The sequence below is a fragment of the Flavobacterium sp. GW823-FHT04A11 genome (genome assembly GCF_058796535.1).
In genome coordinates this window covers 2958275-2977523 of record NZ_CM179503.1, presented here as the reverse complement: position 1 = coordinate 2977523, position 19249 = coordinate 2958275, and the positions used below count along the sequence as shown (strand labels likewise).

At 33.3% G+C, this 19249-nt stretch carries 19 protein-coding genes; 12 read left to right on the top strand and 7 right to left on the bottom strand.

Features of this window, described 5'->3' with window-relative positions:
- On the bottom strand, positions 1-645 hold the full coding sequence (locus AC3QL1_RS12770) for a DUF47 domain-containing protein (RefSeq protein ID WP_026982186.1): 645 nt from the start codon (positions 643-645) through the stop codon (positions 1-3).
- Between the two features lie 48 nt (positions 646-693).
- Complete coding sequence (gene hutH, locus AC3QL1_RS12765; RefSeq protein WP_492491861.1) at positions 694-2208, bottom strand: histidine ammonia-lyase; 1515 nt, start codon at positions 2206-2208, stop codon at positions 694-696.
- A gap of 713 nt (positions 2209-2921) precedes the next feature.
- Here hutH and thrA point away from each other — a divergent pair.
- The 9 genes from thrA (at position 2922) to AC3QL1_RS12720 (ending at position 12057) form a co-directional block, all read left to right on the top strand.
- Positions 2922-5369, top strand: coding sequence for a bifunctional aspartate kinase/homoserine dehydrogenase I (gene thrA, locus AC3QL1_RS12760; protein WP_492491859.1), 2448 nt, complete (start codon positions 2922-2924; stop codon positions 5367-5369).
- 147 nt (positions 5370-5516) lie between these two features.
- Positions 5517-6449, top strand: coding sequence for a homoserine kinase (locus AC3QL1_RS12755; RefSeq protein ID WP_492491857.1), 933 nt, complete (start codon positions 5517-5519; stop codon positions 6447-6449).
- 11 nt (positions 6450-6460) lie between these two features.
- Entirely contained in the window at positions 6461-6928 is a 468-nt protein-coding gene (locus tag AC3QL1_RS12750) for a hypothetical protein (RefSeq protein WP_492491855.1), read from the top strand.
- Positions 6929-7015: 87 nt separating this feature from the next.
- Positions 7016-8305 (top strand): threonine synthase, encoded by a 1290-nt coding sequence (gene thrC / locus AC3QL1_RS12745; protein ID WP_492491854.1) that lies wholly within the window; start codon positions 7016-7018, stop codon positions 8303-8305.
- Positions 8306-8472: 167 nt separating this feature from the next.
- On the top strand, positions 8473-9573 hold the full coding sequence (locus AC3QL1_RS12740; RefSeq protein WP_492491852.1) for a hypothetical protein: 1101 nt from the start codon (positions 8473-8475) through the stop codon (positions 9571-9573).
- Positions 9574-9779: 206 nt separating this feature from the next.
- Positions 9780-10439 carry a hypothetical protein gene (locus AC3QL1_RS12735; RefSeq protein WP_492491850.1) on the top strand — a complete coding sequence of 220 codons (660 nt, stop codon included), beginning with the start codon at positions 9780-9782 and terminating at the stop codon, positions 10437-10439.
- Positions 10440-10688: 249 nt separating this feature from the next.
- Positions 10689-11285 carry a hypothetical protein gene (locus tag AC3QL1_RS12730; RefSeq protein ID WP_492491848.1) on the top strand — a complete coding sequence of 199 codons (597 nt, stop codon included), beginning with the start codon at positions 10689-10691 and terminating at the stop codon, positions 11283-11285.
- Between the two features lie 11 nt (positions 11286-11296).
- Positions 11297-11806 carry a hypothetical protein gene (locus tag AC3QL1_RS12725; RefSeq protein WP_492491847.1) on the top strand — a complete coding sequence of 170 codons (510 nt, stop codon included), beginning with the start codon at positions 11297-11299 and terminating at the stop codon, positions 11804-11806.
- Positions 11807-11811: 5 nt separating this feature from the next.
- Positions 11812-12057, top strand: coding sequence for a hypothetical protein (locus AC3QL1_RS12720; protein ID WP_492491845.1), 246 nt, complete (start codon positions 11812-11814; stop codon positions 12055-12057).
- A gap of 155 nt (positions 12058-12212) precedes the next feature.
- On the opposite strand, the gene AC3QL1_RS12715 is transcribed toward AC3QL1_RS12720, so the two are convergent.
- Positions 12213-12608 carry a helix-turn-helix domain-containing protein gene (locus AC3QL1_RS12715; RefSeq protein WP_492491843.1) on the bottom strand — a complete coding sequence of 132 codons (396 nt, stop codon included), beginning with the start codon at positions 12606-12608 and terminating at the stop codon, positions 12213-12215.
- A gap of 247 nt (positions 12609-12855) precedes the next feature.
- On the opposite strand from AC3QL1_RS12715, the gene AC3QL1_RS12710 reads away from it, so the two are divergent.
- Together AC3QL1_RS12710 and AC3QL1_RS12705 are read left to right on the top strand one after the other, a co-directional pair.
- A complete protein-coding gene (locus AC3QL1_RS12710) occupies positions 12856-13362 on the top strand; it encodes a GNAT family N-acetyltransferase (protein WP_492491841.1) in 507 nt (168 codons plus the stop codon).
- A gap of 173 nt (positions 13363-13535) precedes the next feature.
- On the top strand, positions 13536-14084 hold the full coding sequence (locus AC3QL1_RS12705) for a HutD family protein (RefSeq protein WP_492491839.1): 549 nt from the start codon (positions 13536-13538) through the stop codon (positions 14082-14084).
- A gap of 176 nt (positions 14085-14260) precedes the next feature.
- On the opposite strand, the gene AC3QL1_RS12700 is transcribed toward AC3QL1_RS12705, so the two are convergent.
- Complete coding sequence (locus AC3QL1_RS12700) at positions 14261-14830, bottom strand: Crp/Fnr family transcriptional regulator (RefSeq protein ID WP_492491837.1); 570 nt, start codon at positions 14828-14830, stop codon at positions 14261-14263.
- Between the two features lie 216 nt (positions 14831-15046).
- Here AC3QL1_RS12700 and AC3QL1_RS12695 point away from each other — a divergent pair, with 216 nt between their 5' ends.
- On the top strand, positions 15047-16165 hold the full coding sequence (locus AC3QL1_RS12695; RefSeq protein ID WP_492491836.1) for a pectate lyase family protein: 1119 nt from the start codon (positions 15047-15049) through the stop codon (positions 16163-16165).
- 351 nt (positions 16166-16516) lie between these two features.
- On the opposite strand, the gene AC3QL1_RS12690 is transcribed toward AC3QL1_RS12695, so the two are convergent.
- From AC3QL1_RS12690 to AC3QL1_RS12680, 3 genes are all read right to left on the bottom strand, one after another.
- Positions 16517-16900, bottom strand: a complete 384-nt coding sequence (locus AC3QL1_RS12690) for a DUF3037 domain-containing protein (protein ID WP_492491834.1) — start codon at positions 16898-16900, stop codon at positions 16517-16519.
- Entirely contained in the window at positions 16890-17669 is a 780-nt protein-coding gene (locus AC3QL1_RS12685) for a HipA family kinase (RefSeq protein ID WP_492491833.1), read from the bottom strand. The genes AC3QL1_RS12690 and AC3QL1_RS12685 overlap by 11 nt, the downstream gene beginning before the upstream one ends.
- Before the next feature lie 339 nt (positions 17670-18008).
- Positions 18009-18857, bottom strand: a complete 849-nt coding sequence (locus AC3QL1_RS12680; protein ID WP_492491831.1) for an NAD(P)H-hydrate dehydratase — start codon at positions 18855-18857, stop codon at positions 18009-18011.
- Positions 18858-19249 lie beyond the last annotated feature (392 nt).

Sequence of the window (19249 nt, the reverse complement as noted above, 5' to 3'; positions counted from 1 at the left end):
TTAAGAATGTTTTACAGAAATAGATTCCAGTATGTTGGCAACACTCTTACATTTGTCTGTCGCTGATTCTAAAACAGATAACACTTCTTTATATTTAATAATATTTTTAGCGTCTGTTTCGTTTTCAAAAATTTCAAAAACTGCTTTGTTATAAACGTTATCTGACTTGTTTTCTAATTTATTAATTCTAGCACAAGCATCCTTAATAATATTCATGTTTTTCAGATTGCTCAACTCTTTTACGGCGCTGTCAATGTTTTGACACGCTTCAAGGTTGATTTCTGTCATTTTTCTGATTGATTTTGTAATCTTATCAACCTGGTATAAACGCATTCTGCTTGCTGCACCGTGCAAATAATCGGCAACGTTATCAATAGAAGTAATAAGTGTGTGAATATCCTCTCTATCAAATGGTGTGATAAAGTTTCTGCTCAATTCAAGATTTGTCTGACGCGTAATGTCTTCTCCTCTTTGCTCTAATTCGTCAATTTTCTGAAAAAGAACTTCTCTTTCTTTCAATGGAAGATTTACAGCTTCGTGTAAATTAGAAGCTAACTCAATTAAATTGCTTGAAGCCTCTTCAAAAAGTGGAAAGAATTTCTTGTCTTTCGGCACTAAAAATTGGAAAATACTGTTTATTGACATTTTTATATTTTTGATAGTGCAAAATTACTTCAATATTATTCGGTAATGTTAAGCCATTGTTAACAAATCGTTTTCAATTTGGAAACTATCCAGAAATGAAACCGTTTTTTCAATGTCATAATGCAGAATTCTGTCTTCTTTTACCAAAGGCACAACTTCTCTGTAACTGCTCAAAAACATTTCGATGAAATCACTTGATTTTAAAGGCTCTCTGTATGCAATTGCCTGTGAAGCGTTCATTAATTCAATCGCCAAAATTCGCTCTAAATTATCCATAACACGCAACGCTTTTGTAGCGCCGTTTGCGCCCATACTCACATGATCTTCCTGCCCGTTGCTCGATACAATACTATCTACGCTTGAAGGTGTAGCCAATTGTTTGTTTTGGCTCGCAATACTTGCTGCGGTATATTGCGGAATCATAAATCCTGAATTTAATCCCGGATTATCTACCAAAAATGCCGGAAGATTACGCAATCCCGAAATTAACTGATACGTTCTTCTTTCCGAAATACTTCCCAATTCTGCCAAAGCAATGGCCATAAAATCTAAAGCTAAAGCCAATGGCTGACCGTGAAAATTTCCTCCTGATATAATCTGATCTGACTCAATAAATATATTTGGATTATCTGTAACCGAATTAATTTCGGTTTTGAATACTTTTCGAACATAATCAATCGCGTCTTTTGAAGCTCCGTGAACCTGAGGCATACAACGGAAAGAATACGGATCCTGAACGTGTTTTTTCTCCTGAGCAATAATTTCGCTTCCTTCTAAAAACTCATTAACACGCTGCGCCGTAATAATTTGTCCTTTATGAGGTCGAATAAAATGAATCAATTCGTTAAAAGGTTCGATTCTTCCATCAAAACCTTCCAAAGAAATTGTTCCGATTAAATCTGCCAAATACGAATATTTGTAGGCTTTTATTAAAATATGAGCTCCGTAAGCGCTCATAAACTGAGTTCCATTCAACAAAGCCAAACCTTCTTTTGACTGTAAAATAATTGGTTCCCAGTTAAAATGTTTTAAAACTTCGCCAGAAGCCACTTTTTTTCCTTCAAACAAAACTTCACCTTCTCCTAATAAAGGTAAAGATAAATGTGCCAAAGGAGCTAAATCTCCGGAGGCACCAAGTGAACCCTGAGTATATATTATAGGTAAAACATCATTGTTGTAAAAATCAACCAAACGATTCAGAGTCTGCAATTGAATTCCTGAATGTCCGTAACTTAAAGACTGAATTTTAAGCAACAGCATCATCTTTACAATTTCCGCAGGAACTTCTTCTCCGGTTCCGCAAGCGTGTGATTTTACTAAGTTTTCCTGAAGTTTTGATAAATTTTCATTCGAGATTTTCACACTATAAAGTGACCCAAAACCAGTATTAATACCGTAAATAGGTTCTGAATGCGTAGCCATTTTTTTATCTAAATAATCACGGCATTTCTGAACGTTTACTTTTGCTTCTTCAGACAATTCAAGCGTTTTCTGGTTTACAATTATTTCTTGTAAATCTTCTAAAGTTAACGTTTCAGTACTTATATAATGGACTTCTCTCATTGTAATATTTATTTTAAGGCATCAAAATTCAGCAAATCAATATTAAAAAGCAACATTTGTTCATAATAATTAAAATTTAAAGAATTTGAGTTTATTACTTTTGCCTATTTCACAATCGAAATTTGAAGTAAAATCGTCTGTTTCTTCACTTTGCCCTTGCAATAAAAAATTCTCATAAATTATTCCCTACTTAACATATAGACTAAATTTGCTGTTTTTGTTTTATTAAACTCTCAATAAAATCAGTTCTATCATCGCTAACATCTTTAAAAAAGAAAGTTAATAATACGAATACGACAACTTTGCAGATTTAAATTTAGCAAATGCTCAATATTAAATTTTATCCTTTTGGAAAATTAAAATATTCGTAAAAAGGAAATAAAGGTTTTTAACTTTTATAAAAAGCTGTACTTTTGAAAAATCAAAATGAAAAGTAACAGCATTAAATATCAATCTACAATGACAACCCAAACCGGAGTTGTAATTGCTGCTACAACAATTTCTACTACAACAACTACTACCCCTTAGGGGTATACATTTTTACATATAATCCTGGTTATCTATACTTTTTTCTAAAAAGAAGAAAGGCATTGGATACATGAAAACATTTACAAAAAAAAAAAAAAATAGCCGCAGTTTTCAGTTTCAGTTCAGTTGATAAACCTTGAACCTTTGTTACTCAAAATCGCTGCACCTTATTAAAAACATCAAAAATGAAAGTATTAAAATTTGGCGGAACTTCGGTTGCCAATGCACAAAATATAAAACTCGTTCTCGAAATCATAAATCAAAAATCTAAACAGGATCAATTAGTTGTTGTCGTTTCTGCTTTAAGCAAAGTCACTGATTTACTGCAATTGGCTGCTGCAAAAGCTGCTGCAAACGACGAAAGTTTCAGGGAAATTGTTGCCGAAATCGAGAAAAAACACCTTGACACTTTAAAAGATTTAATTCCCGTAAGCGAACAAAGCAGTTTGTTAAGCCACGTAAAAAGAATCATCAATCACTTAGAAACTTTATTAGACGGTTGCTTTTTATTAGGCGAATTATCTCCAAGAACAGCAGATACCATTTTAAGTTTTGGAGAATTATTATCGTCTTACATCATTGCTCAGGCTTATCAGCAAATTAATAAAAATGTGGTTTACAAAGACAGCCGCGAAATCATCAAAACAAATGCTGATTTTGGAAAAGCTGCTGTAAACTTCGAAATTTCAAACCAGTTGATTCAGGAATATTTCGAACAAAATGAATCACAAATAAATATTTTACCGGGTTTTATCGCTTTAACCCTTGACGGAATTACAACTACTTTAGGTCGTGGAGGTTCTGATTATACAGCGGCTATTATTGCCGGAGCTCTTGACGCTGAACAACTTGAAATCTGGACAGACGTAAATGGAATGTTTACTGCCAATCCAAAAATCGTAAAACAAGCTCAGCCAATTGCAGCAATTTCCTATCAGGAAGCGATGGAATTATCGCATTTTGGTGCAAAAGTGTTGTACCCGCCAACGATTCAGCCGGTTTTAAGAAAAAACATTCCCATTTTAATTAAAAATACGTTTGAGCCTGAAGCCGAAGGAACTTTGATTTCTGATCACGTTTCCTCAAAAGATACAGTTGTAAAGGGAATCAGCCATATCGATCATATTTCTTTACTTACACTTGAAGGTCCGGGAATGATTGGTGTTGCAGGTTCATCAAGACGTTTGTTTGAAGTATTATCTCAGGAAAAAATCAATGTGATTTTTATTACTCAGGCTTCTTCTGAACACTCGATTTGTATCGGAATTTTAAATTCGGATGCCGATAATGCCGAAGCTGCGATCAACAGAGCTTTTGAAGTGGAAATTCTTCAAAACAAAATCGATCCTTGTCTTGTCGAAAAAGACCTTTGCATTATTGCTTTGGTGGGTGAAAACATGAAAAATCACCAGGGTTTAAGCGGAAGAATGTTCAGTACTTTAGGTAAAAACAACGTTAATATCCGAGCCATTGCTCAAGGTGCTTCTGAACGTAATATTTCGACAGTAATCAACGAAAGAGACGTTAAAAAAGCGTTGAATACTTTGCACGAAAACTTCTTTGAAGAAAATACAAAACAGCTGAATTTATTTGTGATGGGTGTTGGAAATGTGGGTGAAAAATTCATCGAACAAATTCACAATCAGAAGAAATTTTTAAAAGATAATTTAAAGATCAATGTTCGCGTAATCGCTTTGTCAAACTCCAGAAAAATGCTTTTTGATGAAGACGGAATTTCCTTAAAAGAATGGCAATCTGATTTAGATAAAGGAGAACCGGCCAACAAAGAAACTTTTATCGAACGCGCCAAAGAACTGAATTTACGCAACAGTATTTTTGTTGATATTACAGCAAATGCAACTGTTTCTGAAACTTATGAACAGTTCCTGAAACAAAGTATTGCGGTTGTTACGTGTAACAAAATTGCATGTTCCTCTGCTTATGACAATTATAAAAAACTAAAAAGTTTATCACGCCAATACAACGCTCCGTTTTTGTTTGAAACCAATGTTGGTGCGGGATTACCAATTATAGATACGGTAAAAAACTTAATTGCATCGGGCGATAAAGTGCATAAAATTCAGGCGGTTTTATCCGGAAGTTTAAACTTCATTTTCAATAATTTTGATGAGAATAATTCTTTTCACGATGTGGTAAAAGAAGCCGGAGTTCAGGGTTTTACAGAACCGGACCCGAAAATTGACTTAAGCGGAATTGATGTGGCTCGTAAAATCCTGATTTTAATTCGCGAAAGCGGTTACGAAATGGATATCGACGCCATAGCAAACGAATCGTTTCTGCCTGCCGAATGTTTAGCAACAACAAACAACGACGACTTTTTTGCCTCGTTAATCAAACATGCGCCACATTTCGAAAGCATTTACAAAGAAGCTTTAAGCAAAGATTCAAGATTAAAATATGTAGCAAAATTCGAGGACGGAAAAGCAAGTGTTGGCCTGCAATTCATTCCAAAAGAGCATCCGTTTTATAATCTGGAAGGAAAAGACAATATCGTTTTATTCTACACAGATCGTTACGTAGATCAGCCGTTATTGATCAAAGGCGCCGGAGCCGGAGCAGCTGTTACAGCATCAGGAATTTTTGCGGATGTTATTAGAATAGGAAATAATTAAAGTTGCTAAGTTACTAAGATGCTAAGGTTCTGAGTTTTTTTTACAAACTTAAATCTTAGCAACTTACAAGCTTAGACACTTCGAATCTTAATATAAAGTTGCAGAGAGAAAGCTTAGAACCTTAGCAACTTAGAACCTTTAAAAAAAATGGAAATAAAACTATTTTGCCCGGCAACTATTGCGAATCTATCGTGCGGATTTGACGTACTTGGACTTTGCTTAGACAATGCGGGTGATGAAATGATTGTTCGAAAAACAGATCAAAAAGGAATTCGTATTACTAAAATTGTGGGTGCTGATTTGCCGTTGGAAACTGAGAAAAATGTTTCCGGAGTTGCGGCTGTAGCCATGCTTGAAGCTTACGAAAGAGATTTTGAAGCGATAGATTTTGGTTTTGAAATCGAAATCTACAAACACATCAAAGCCGGAAGCGGAATCGGAAGCAGCGCCGCAAGTTCTGCCGGAGCGGTTTTCGGAATAAATGAATTATTAGGAAAACCATATTCACGAAAAGATTTGGTGCAATTTGCGATGCAGGGCGAAAAATTAGCCAGCGGAAACGCGCATGCTGATAACGTTGCTCCTGCCCTTTTGGGTGGTTTTACGTTGGTAAGAAGTTATGCTCCGCTTGATATTATTAGAATTGATAGTCCGGAAGAATTGTTCGCGACGGTGGTTCATCCTCAAATTGAATTGAAAACATCTGACGCGCGTTCGGTATTAAAACAAACCGTTTCCCTAAAAAGTGCCATTATGCAATGGGGAAATGTAGGCGGTTTAATCGCTGGTTTATACACAAAAGATTACGATTTAATTGGGCGTTCGCTTCATGACGAAATCGTAGAACCTTTAAGAAGCGTTTTGATTCCGGGATTTGATTTGATCAAACAAACGGCTCTTGAAAACGGCGCTTTAGGTTCCGGAATTTCAGGTTCCGGCCCGTCGATTTTTGCTTTAAGCAGAGGAAAAAACACCGCAGACCAAATCGCCAAAGCCATGAGTGATGTTTACGAAAAAATGAATTTGCCATATGAAATTCACGTTTCGAAAATTAATCCGGATGGAGTTAGGATTTTGTAATTATTTAAATCATGGATGAAATTACAAAAGAAGAACAAATTGAAAATTGGTTGAAAATTGGTTTCAGTCAGCCTGAAGACAGACTTTCCGAGATTTTTTATTTTGACAGAAGAGATAATCAGTTTTTTTCTATCCTTGTTGCTGATTATTTTCATTTTGATGAGAATTATAACATTCCTAAAAATGCTATTTCAAGTTATTCTGAAGACATTTTAATAGTATTAGCAGACAGAATGAAACGAATTGAAAATGATGATAAATCAATTATCACATTAAGCAGAACCAAAAAAGGTGAAAATAGTACTGATGAATATTTAAATAAAAAAATGGAAACCTTTTTAAATTTAAATTCTATAGACATTACAACTGCAAGTATTTGGGAAGTTGATGAAATTGGAAGTGTGACCATTAACTTAAGAGAAGATAACGACGAGCCAAAAATAGATACAAAACGAACTTGGTGGAAATTTTGGCAATAACTCAATTAATAAAAAAATGAAATGAAATTAGAAACAAGAACTGAGAACTCAATTCTAAAATCTAAAGTCTAAAATCTAAAATAACCAATGAAATACTATAGTTTAAACCATAATGCCCCGGAAGTTTCTTTTAAAGAAGCTGTAATTCAAGGATTAGCGAGTGACAAAGGATTGTATTTTCCTCAAAACATTACGCCATTAAATCCTGCATTTTTTAATGTAATCGAAAATCTGACGCATCATAATATTGCTTTTGATGTGATTCAGCAATTTGTAGGCGATGATATTCCTGAGGATCATTTAAGAGAAATTATTGCCGAGACTTTGGTTTTTGATTTTCCGGTTGTGGAAGTTGAAGACGGCATTTATTCTTTGGAATTATTTCACGGTCCAACAATGGCTTTTAAAGATGTTGGAGCGCGATTTATGTCACGTTGTCTGGCGTATTTTAACAAAGATAAAAAAGACAGTAAAAATACGGTTTTAGTAGCGACTTCGGGAGATACAGGCGGCGCTGTTGCCAGCGGATTTCTTGGCGTTGACGGAGTTGATGTGGTGATTTTATATCCGTCAGGAAAAGTGAGCGACATTCAGGAAAAACAATTGACGACTTTAGGAAAAAACATTAAAGCGCTTGAAGTGGATGGTGTTTTTGACGATTGCCAGGATATGGTGAAAAAAGCATTTTTAGATGAAACTTTAGCACATAAAAACCTGACATCGGCAAATTCTATTAATATTGCGCGCTGGCTGCCGCAAATGTTCTATTTCTTCTTTGCTTATAAAGCGTTGAAAAGCCAAATCAAACCATTGGTTTTTTCTTGCCCAAGCGGAAACTTCGGGAATATCTGTGCCGGAATTATGGCAAAGAAATTAGGTTTGCCAATCGAACATTTTGTAGCATCTACAAACGTAAATGATACGGTGCCAAGATTCTTAGAAAACGGAAAATACGATCCAAAACCTTCTAAAGCAACAATCTCAAACGCCATGGATGTTGGGAATCCTAGTAACTTTATCCGAATTCAGGAATTGTATAATAACGACTTAAAAGCGTTTGAAAAAGATTTCTCTTCCTATAGTTATACCGATGAACAAACGCTTGAAGCTCTAAAAAATATTTATAGCAAAAACGGTTATATCGCAGAACCACACGGCGCTGTTGGCTATTTAGGTTTGAAAAAAGAACTTGAAAAACATGACAATGCAATTGGGGTTTTCTTAGAAACTGCGCATCCTATTAAATTCCTGGATGTGGTTGAACCTGCTTTGGGAATTACGCTTCCTATTCCGGAACAAATTGAAAGTGTTATGAATGAGGAGAAAGTTAGTGTGAAGATTAAGACTTATGAGGAATTGAAGGCTTTTTTGGAGTAATATACTTCGTCTATAGTATTAAAACCACGATTACAAAGATTTTTTATCAATGTAATTGTGGTTTTTACTTTTAAATTTAAAGTTTTAGAAATCGTATTAATTATTATTTAAATTACTATGTTTATCAAAAAATTAAAATAGTAAAATAACTGTTAATTATATCAAATATGAAAAATTACGTTAGCAAATTAATCGATAGAAATCTTCAGCGAAAAAGAGAATCAGGATTTACAACTTATGCTTTATACTCTATTTTAATACTAATTTTATATAAAATAATAGAATTATATCCTCTAATACCGCTTAAAAAGTTTTTTTTTGAAACATTATCCTTAATGGTTTGTGCATTAAATATCTATTTTGCTCTAATCATAATAATACTGACTTATGGTTCATCAAATAAGTACAAATCAGTACTGATATTAAAATTAAAATCAAACGATGATAGTTTGCTTTATGATATTATCTCATACTCAATTTTAATTATTCCGTTGGTAATGTGTATTGGAGTAGCAACACATAATTATTACCAGTCAAAAGAAAATGTATATTTTATTATAATGTCTATTATCCATCTTATTATATTTTTTTTAATTGTATTAACATATCGATCAGAGCAAAAAAAAACAAATAACGCAATAGAAACTTCTGGCGGCAGTAAGGAAAATTCAGATAGAAATGGTTTTTCAAAGTTCTGCTACATTTTAAGCCTTTCCATTATTATCTATTCTTTTTTAATATTATATAATTTTGATACAGATATAAGTAAAAAAAATATATTAATATTTTCAATACTTTTATATTCCATTCCATGCATATTAAGTAAAGTTATTAATTTAAATGAAAATGACGATTTCACATTAGCACTAGAAAACTTAGAATATGAAATCAATCTACTAAAATTAGACGATGATGACATTCGAATTAGACTACAACAAAATTATTATGGTTTTCTAATTAAAGAATGGATATCATATAACTCCCAACTTTTAGATAATTTAATACTTGATCAAAATAAAAAAATAAGCATTATACAAAAACTTGAAAGTGAACTAAAAGAAATTGATGAGAAAAAATACCCTTTAGAATATATTGGTAGAACTCAAAAAATTAATTTTCATAAAGATAATTCAAATAAGGATATCATTAAATTTTGCCATGAGAAAATAAATGAAATAAAAAGTTTTTGGAATAACGAGGAAATAGAAGCAACAGAAAAAAATGACCTATATAAACTATATGACAAACTAAAAAAACATCTTAATTAAAAGTTTCCACTTCTCGTCCCGCTCGTGAACACAAAGAATTCAAAATCAATTCATGCACGAGCGAGACGCTCGCGCTAGCAATTGATGTGACCACATATTAGCTGTAATTTAATCAACTCTTGTTTTCAATGAAAAAATGTGCATATTGTGATACAAAAACCAAACTTACGAAGGAACATATTTGGCCTAAATGTATAATTACAAGGATGCCAGAATTAGAATTTAGATATATCGGCAGCCAAGAGAAATTTGTTAAATCAGAACTTGTAATTTCTGATGTTTGTGCGAAATGCAATAACGAAAAACTATCAAAGCTTGATTCCTATTTTTGTTCTCTTTACGATAAATATTTTAAAGACTTTCATGAAGAAAAGAAAGAATTTATTTTTGAATATGAATACGATTTACTTCTAAGAAGTTTACTGAAAATTATTTTTAATTCTTCTAGAACAATTAATAGTGACGATAACTATTTTGAAAAATTTAAGCATTTCATTATTGATGGTAATGAAACTTGGGAAAATGTAATCATAAAATTAGACATAATTACTCCTTGGATTACAAATAGCTTAAAAGTATATCCTAAATCTATGAGATGTGGCATCGTAGATATAGGAATTAAAAATGAAAATTTCATAATTAGAGCTGTTTCTGTAAACTCTTTTTATTTTTATATTCTTATTTCGAAGGAAAAAACTTTATTAGAGGAATTAAATAATATATTTAATAGAATTCCTGGATCAATTATTTATCCATATAAAACACAAACATTAATTTCTGATTTTTCTAATCAAAACAGTTACGATGCTCATGTAGATTTTGTTATGAATACTTCTGAAGCTTTTTATAAATTATACAAAAAATAGCAAATAAAAGCCTCTTTAAAAAAATTACTGGTTTCATCTCAACGAAGTATTATGATAGTGCAAGTCTCCATAATTCGCACGGCAGAGCTTATGGAATAGTATTTTCTTTATTATAAATTTTAAACCACAGATTACATTAAATAATATATGTAATTTGTGGTTTTCTTTTTTACTATAGAATTAGTTTATTATGTTTGATTAACCAATCAACTAAAAATTAAATTAATTAAGAAAAGCCAATTCAACCAAATGATAAAAAAACTCACCCTGTTTTTATTTATAGTTTTAACTTCTTGCGGAGGAAACGAAACCAAAAATGAAAATCAAAAAAATGAAACTCCTAAAGCATTACAAGACGGAGCAGCCATCAACATTGGAAGATACAGAAGTAATGATGATTTACCAGAAGAATTATATCAGGAACTTGTTTCTAAAAATATAGAATTAAAAAAACTGGAAACTCAGCTTGAAGATTTTAATACTAGAGATACTCTAAATATATTTTACAACTATAATGGAAAATCTGAGAATTATTATACTTCTGCTAACAGCGATGCAAATTCTATAAAAGACAGCATTTTAAAAAATAAAGTCTTGGATTTATTAAAAAATAGCGATGAAAAATATAACAAAAAAATTACTGAATTAAATCAATTAGTAAAATCAATTTATCAAAAGCAAAGAGATATTAGAGATTATCATACTGCGTTGAAAATTGTTTTAACAATTCCGCTTATTGAAAAATATCAAAACGAAAATCTACCTAAAAAATCTCCATTTGAAAAAGTAATAGAAAATCAAAACTTATTACTTGAGAAAATAAAAAAGAATACTCCGAAATATTAAAAAACAAGCAAATGGCAGTTTGGCAATATCCTTTAATCGTTGTTCCTGAAAAATCAATTCAAAGCGATTATGAATGTATTTTTAAAAATAATGAATCAGAATTTTTGCCTGATACCAATTCTTTTTGGGAAAATTTTAATGGCGATATTACCTTGATAATTTCTGAAATGGACCAAATTATTCCGAAAGCTGATTGGGGAAACGAAACATGTTTGAATTGGAAAGGAAATGAAAAAAATGATGAAGATAATGATGCCTGTATTTGCCTAAGTGACGATAAAATAAAAATTGAAGTATTTCATTTCCGAATTGATTTAAGAAAAGATTCAAATATTACAACTGTTCTTCAATCAATTTTGAATCTCTGCAAAAAAAATGAATTTGTTTTAATCGATTTAAAAGGAGAAATTCTCAAACCTGAAATGAAAACTATTATTGAGAGTTTGAAAGGTTCAAATGCAATGAAGTTTATTACTGATCCAATACAATTTTTTGAGGATTTAAAAAATAACTTGAATTAATTCAAATGAAAAAAGAGCATAAAATTATACTTGATTTACTAGAAATGTATTTAGAAAAAAATCCAAGCCAGAGATTTGGGCAAGCACTTTTCAATTTAGGCGTCAATGAATTTCAAGAAATTACTGATCAGCGAAATCCTAATTATAAATTGAGAGATATTCATGGTGACAATGATTTAGATATTATTGAAAGAATTAAAAAGCAATTAATTTGGTTTGAATCCCAAAAAAAGATAAATAATAAACAGTAAAGTTGTTACGCTAGCGCGAGCGTCCCGCTCGTGAACACAAAGAAATTCAAAATAAATTGGAACGTACACGAGCGGGACGCTCGCGCTAGCAATTAAATATAAAAAAAGAGATCTTATTATAGATCTCTTTTCCTTTAATATATATTTAAAAACGTTTATTTCCCGTTCAATAATTTCTCTAAATACTCAACTTTATCTTTTTCAGCCTGCACCAAACGTTCGTAAAGTTCAACTACTTTATCTAAAGGATTAAAAGTACAATTACAATTGTAATCACCTGAAGTAATTGCACTGTGATCTTGAAAAGTATTTCCAATAATATTAAAAACTGCTTCTTCCGAAAAGTTCTTAAGTGCTTCAACAGAAACTCCAAGAGCTTTTGCAATCTCAATTAGTTTTTGTTCGTCTACAGTTTCGCTGTTTTCAATAGCCGAAATGCTCTGCTGATTTGTCCCCAAAGCCTGTGCCAGTGCTTCCTGTTTCATATCCTTAAGCTCTCTAATACGGCTTATATTTCTGCCGATATGTTTTGGTTTTATTGCTGTACTCATAATTCAAAGATATTTAAAATTCTTAAACGAAAATAAATTTCGGTAAAAAACAAACAGTTTTTTGTAAGATACTCTTTTCATAAATTAGTATGAATTGACAAATTCGGTTTTAGCCAAAATAAACCTAAGATTAGGCTAAAGCCATTTTCTAATGTAATTTTGCCACTCCAATTAAAGCTGGAGGCAATTAAAATTTTATCCAATTAAAACCAGATAACATTTATATTTATAATACAGTCAGATTATCATGATCACAAAAGCAACCTTACAAGACATTCCATCATTAACAACCTTAATAAACTCTGCATACAGAGGCGAAACTTCAAAAAAAGGCTGGACAACCGAAGCGCATTTATTAGAAGGGAAAAGAACCACTGAAGAAGAATTAAAGGAAATTATTCAAGATCCTAAAAATACATTTTTGAAATTTACAGAGAATGACCAGATTATCGGTTCGGTTTTATTGGTCGAGAAAGAACATCAATTGTATTTGGGAATGTTAACTGTTTCACCTGAATTACAAAATGCCGGCATTGGAAAAAAACTATTGGCTGAAGGCGAAAAGCAAGCGGAAATTTTAGGATTGTCGAGTATTATTATGACGGTTGTTTCGGTTCGTGCAGAGCTTATCGCCTGGTACAAACGTCACGGTTATGTTGAAACCGGCGAAAGAGAACCTTTTCCATCAAGCGATATTCATATTAATATTTCTGATAAACCTTTGGAGTTTATTTATTTAGAGAAAAGAGTTTAACCGCTAAGGTCGCAAGGATTTACGCCAGGTTCGCTAAGATTATTATTGCTTGACTTTTATAATCTTGCAAGCCGTAGAGTCGCAAAATTTTTTAAAACCATATAAGTGATATAAGTTCATTAAGTGCAAGTGAAAAGCGTTTTAAAACTTAAAGTCATATAATTATTCAATAAATGAACATACATTTTTTGCCTAAAAAAGATAGCAAAGCCTCTGTTTGGAGTGGCGGATTGACCTATGAATATATGATATATCCGGAAACGGCAAACTATGCTGACAGGGATTTTATATTCAGAATAAGCAGCGCTACAATTGAGCAAGTGCCTTCTGAGTTTACTAAATTTAAAGGCTTTCACCGCTATTTGGTTATGCTGGATAACGCCTTAGATATTGAGGTAAACAAAGAAAAAAGGGTTTATGAGAAATATGAAATCATGGAATTTAATTCTGCTGATGAAGTGACTTCTTATACAAAAGGTATTGATTTTAATTGGATGGTTTCTGAAAAAACAAGCCATCACAAACTTGAAATAACAAATGATAATCAAAATTATAATGCTGAGATAATAATTTTATTTTCTTTATACACAACGGTTATTAAAATCAATGAGAAGCCATACAATCTGGAACCTCATGATTTATTAGTCATTGAAAATCCCAAAAAGGAAAATGTAATATTTGATTTTTCTAGTGAAAGTGTCTGTGGGATATTGAATTTTTAACCTGAAAATATGGTTTTATTTGTTTCAAGTTTAACCGCAAAGTCCGCAAGGGTTTACGCTAGGTTCGCAAAGTTTTTTTAATCTCGCAAAGTCGCAGAGACGCAAAGTTTAATTTCTTTGCAACTTCGCGACTTTGCGAGATTTTTTTTAACTTAGAAACTTAGCATCTTAGAACCTTAGCAACTTCTTTTAATCTTCGACAAAAACTCGTGCGAAACTCCCAAATATGATGATAAATTTCGGTTGTTGATTTTGTCAATTTTGTGTGGATATCGCTCCAAAAATTCCAAATATCTTTGTTTGGAGGTTTTGTTGAGAACATCTAAAAGTCTTTGCTGAATGTTGATGTTGGCTTTTTCGACCATCATGATATGAAACTGAACCAGCTTTGGTACTTGTTCAAATAAAAGCGATTTGTTTGTTTTGCTAATCACCAAAATTTCACTGTCTTCAATTGCCTTGATATTGTAGGTTGTAGGCTTTTGATGATAGAAACTTTCGAGATCGCACATCCATTCGTTTTCAAACGAAAAGAAAATGACACTTTCTGTTCCGTTGTCATTTAAAATATAAGTTTTGAAAGCGCCTTTTAAAATAAATCCTTCATAAGAATTGTTTGAATCCTGAATTTGCAGAAATTCATTTTTCTTCAATTTTATAAATTCAGCTTTCTCTACTATACATTTCCATTCTTCATCTGTGAGGTTAATTTTACGTTCAATATTTAATCTGAGGGCTTTGTACATTTGTTTTTACTTTTATTCTTACTTGGGGCGTAAGTGTGAATGAATTAAAAAATGATGTAATCGATTACGTAAAAGTATATTTTTTTAATCTTTTGTCACTTAACAATTGTTAAAAAAATATTTTATCAAAAAAATTTTACAAAACATTGAACTTGTTCAACTTTTTTAAGAATAATTATAAGCAGATTTGCATTTATAAACCCCAAACTTATAATTATGAAATTTAAATCTAATTTGTCAGCATTATTATTGGCACTAACATTCGGATTTACAAGCTGTAATACCGAAGAAATTGCTTCATCTGCAAATGATGAAAACGCTGTTATTGAAACAACAATATCTACTTCAAGTAATTTGACAGCAAAAGTTGGAAACTGTGCGCAAGTTCCGGGATGGGCTTCTCAAAACGGAGGAACAACCGGTGGAGGAACTGCTGCGGAAATAACTGTTACTACTTATGCCCAGTTGAAATCGGCTATTGAAAGCAGTTCTGTAAAAGTGATCAAAGTTAGCGGGACAATTACTGTAACGACTAGATTGTCTTTTCAGGATCAAACCGGTAAAACTATTTATGGTGCGAGCGGTGCCAAACTAGTTTCTACTAATCAAACTAAAGATGCTTCCGGAATTATCAACATCAAAAGATGTAAAAACATTATCATCAGAAATTTAATTTTTGAAGGTCCGGGCGCTTATGACACTGACGGTTGGGACAATGCCATTCTTGACGAATGTACAAACGTATGGGTAGACCACTGCGAATTTAGAGATGGTGTTGACGGAAACTTCGACATTAAAAACAAATCAGATTATATTTCTGTTACGTATTCTAAATTCCATTACTTAAAACCGCCAAAAGCAGGAGGTTCAGGAGGATCAGACGATCACAGATATTCAAACTTAATTGGATCCAGCGACGGTGCTACAGGAGATCGTGGGAAATTGAGAATTACTTTCGCAAGATGCTGGTGGGCTCCGGGATGTAAGGAAAGAATGCCAAGAGTTCGTTTTGGAAAAGTACATTTAGTAAACAATTTCTTCAATAGTACCGTAAGTAACAAATGTGTTGCTGCAGGTTTTGAAGCTGATATTCGTGTTGAAGCTAACGTTTTTGAAGGTGTAAAAACGCCTATCGATTTAATGACGGGTTATACAGCTGTTACAGCAGTTGATAACATTTTTACTAATACATCTGGAAACCAAGCAGGAAGCAAAACGGCTTTCACACCTCCTTACACTATTGTAAAACTTGCAGCTTCAGCAGTTAAAGCGGATGTTACCAGCTCAGCAGGAGCCGGCGCAACTTTAGGTGGAAATGTTTGCGGTTCTTTTTAATTGAAAAACATTTTTTAAAATCCCATACATTCAAAAATTACTTCTTGAAACTATGGTTTTGAAAAGAATGTGAGTTAGTTAGTTTAGTTTTAAAACCACGGATTACAGTTTAATGTAATTCGTGGTTTTTTTATTTTTTAACCGTAAAGCACGCAAGGATTTACGCAATCCCGATAGCTATCGGGAGCAAAGTTTTTTAAGCTGGTGAAATTTTGCGCGCAAAGACGCGAAGTCGCAAAGTTTTAAATTTAAAAAACTTAGCATCTCAGCAACTCAGAACCTTAGCAACTCAGAACCTTAGAAACTTAAAAACCCTTTGAACCTTTGCTCCTCTGCCCCTTTGAACCTTCCTCAAAGAACTAACTCCTCAAACAATCTCTGAATCGTTTTTTCTAAATCTTCGCATAAACCGGGATGTGGTCTTGAGGTTTGAATGGCTGAACTTCGGATTGCGGTTAACCATCGAAAACGTGACGGAATATCCATTTCGCCAATTGGACCTCCATCTTTTTCTCCGGATGCAATTTTTTTCAAAGCGGTTACGTTGCAATGCAATTGCTCGATGTCAAAATCGCTTGAAAGTGCCAGTATTTTATCATCATCGATATGCGACAATACTTTTATAAATTTGGCTTTTTTGCAAAACAAAATGATTCCGATGTTTAGGAATTCTTCGCGCTCCACTCTGGGTACCACGCGAATTACGGCATACTCATATAAGTGACTATCTTGCATTTTGAGCTTGATTTACAAAGATTTCGGAATTATTTAATCTTGTTTGCAAAAACTGTAAGTATACATTTCTCAGCGCTTCGGGTGTTTCATCGGTATCTTCCCATTGCAGCCATTCGAGCGGAATCGTGTTTACAATTTCTTCCAGAATTTCGTTTGTTAAAAGTGCTTTAAATTCGCCATCTACTTCTTTTAAAAGTGAAGCCTGAGGCAATAAAACATGATCTTTTATCAAAGCAAACGGACTTTTGGCATGTTGTTCCCAATTGTTCCAGGAATGATGAAAATACAAACACGCACCGTGATCTATAAGCCATAATTCTTTATGCCAAATCAGCATATTGGTATTCTTGAATGTTCTGTCTACATTGGTAATATAAGCGTCCAGCCAAACAATCTGTGAAGCTAATTTTGCATCGACAGTTGTTACAACCGGATCAAACGTAATCGCGCCTGATAAAAAATGAAGTGCCAGATTTAATCCCTGGCTTCCCTGCAGTAAATCCTGAATTTCTTCGTCGGCTTCGGTTCTTCCAAAGGTTTCGTCGAGATTGGCGAAAACTAATTCCGGAAGTTGTAGTTTTAAGGCTTTTGCAATTTGTCCGCCCACTAATTCGGCGATTAAGGCTTTTACTCCGTGACCGGCACCTTTGAATTTTAAGACGTATTTAAAATCGTCATCGGCTTCTGCCAAAGCGGGTAAAGAACCGCCTTCGCGTAATGGTGTTATGTAACGGGTGACGTTTACGGTTCTAAGATCGAATTTTTTCATAAGCAGTATTTACTGAAATACAAACTTACGGATTTTGATTTTAGAATATTGATTTCTGATTTTAGATTGTTGGTCATTAAACGTAATGGATTGCGAAAACTTTGTGTGGAAATGTACGCGGATGAAACGGATTCGCTAACGCGAAGACGCGGAAAAAAAACGGATTTTTTTTATTCTTATTCTGTGACATTTTAACTGCAAAGTGATAACAGAGTTTTAGCATTTTTGTCTTCTTGAGTGAGGCAACGGAGAAGGTACCAATTGGAACGCGGGCTTCGACTTCGCTCAGCCTGACACTTAGTTTCTCCTGTAATATTAGGATTCTAAGATCTGAATTATCTAATTATCTAAACTCAAAAACGCCTTTCCAAGATTCTTAATAATATCTGAGGCAATAAACGATTGATAACCTGTTTTGGGTAAAGCAATATCAGCGGTTAAGCCGTGAATGTAAACGCCCAGTTTTGCGGCATATTTGGGTTCGTAGCCTTGCGCGAGTAAACTTGTCAGGATTCCGGTTAAGACGTCGCCGCTTCCGGCTGTGGCCAAAGCGGCGTTTCCGGTGGTGTTTTCGTAGATTTTACTTTGATTTATGATGTATGTTGGTGCGCCTTTCATGACGATGATAACTTTGTATTTTTCGGAAAAAGCGATTGTTTTTTGAAACTTTTCAGATTCTGAATTCCACTTGCCTATTAAGCGTTCGAGTTCTTTGGGATGCGGAGTGAGGATTGTATTTTCGGGAATTAATTCAAGCCAAGACAGGTTTTCGGATAAAATATTTAAAGCATCGGCATCGAGAACTAAAGGAGCTTTGTTGATTCTTAAAAACTCAAATAAAGCTTTTTGTGTGCCCAGCTCCTTCCCTATTCCGGGTCCGATTCCGATGGCTTGTGGTTGCAACGGAAGATGTATATGAGTCATGAAATTACTGTTTTCATCGGTGACAACCATCACTTCTGGAATGGAGATTTGGAGGATTTGGTAACCGCATTTTGGTGTAAAAGTCGTTACGAGTCCGCAGCCTGATTTTAGGCAGGATTTTGAAGCCAGAACTGCTGCTCCTATTTTACCGTAACTTCCGGCAATTATGACGGCGTGACCCTGAATTCCTTTGTGTGTTTGAGGATTTACAGGCTTGTATATTTGTAGAATCTCTTCTTTGGTAATTAAAAACGGGTCTTTCATTTTGGCTTATTTTGGATTTAGGCTGATGCTAATTTATGACGCGGATTAGACGGATTTACTTCGTAAAGACACGGATAAAAACAGATTTTTTAATTTGCTTTTTTTGCATGCTCAACCTTAAATTTCAGTAATAATAAAGTTACATAAAAATTGAAAGGAAAAAATGTTTCTTTTTACCGGAGTTTCCTAGCCCAGATTGTAGTGGAAAGCCCGGAGTAAAAAAAGCAAAAGTTTCTTGTTCTAAAAAAGCGACCAACGGAAGCTCTTTTTAGAACATTAGAAACTTTGCTTTTTTTATGAGGACTTGCAACGGAAAGCTGGAATTGCTCCTGAATATTGCGAAATTTATAATTTAGAGTATTATTTTTAGATATTTTTTGAATAAATTTGCG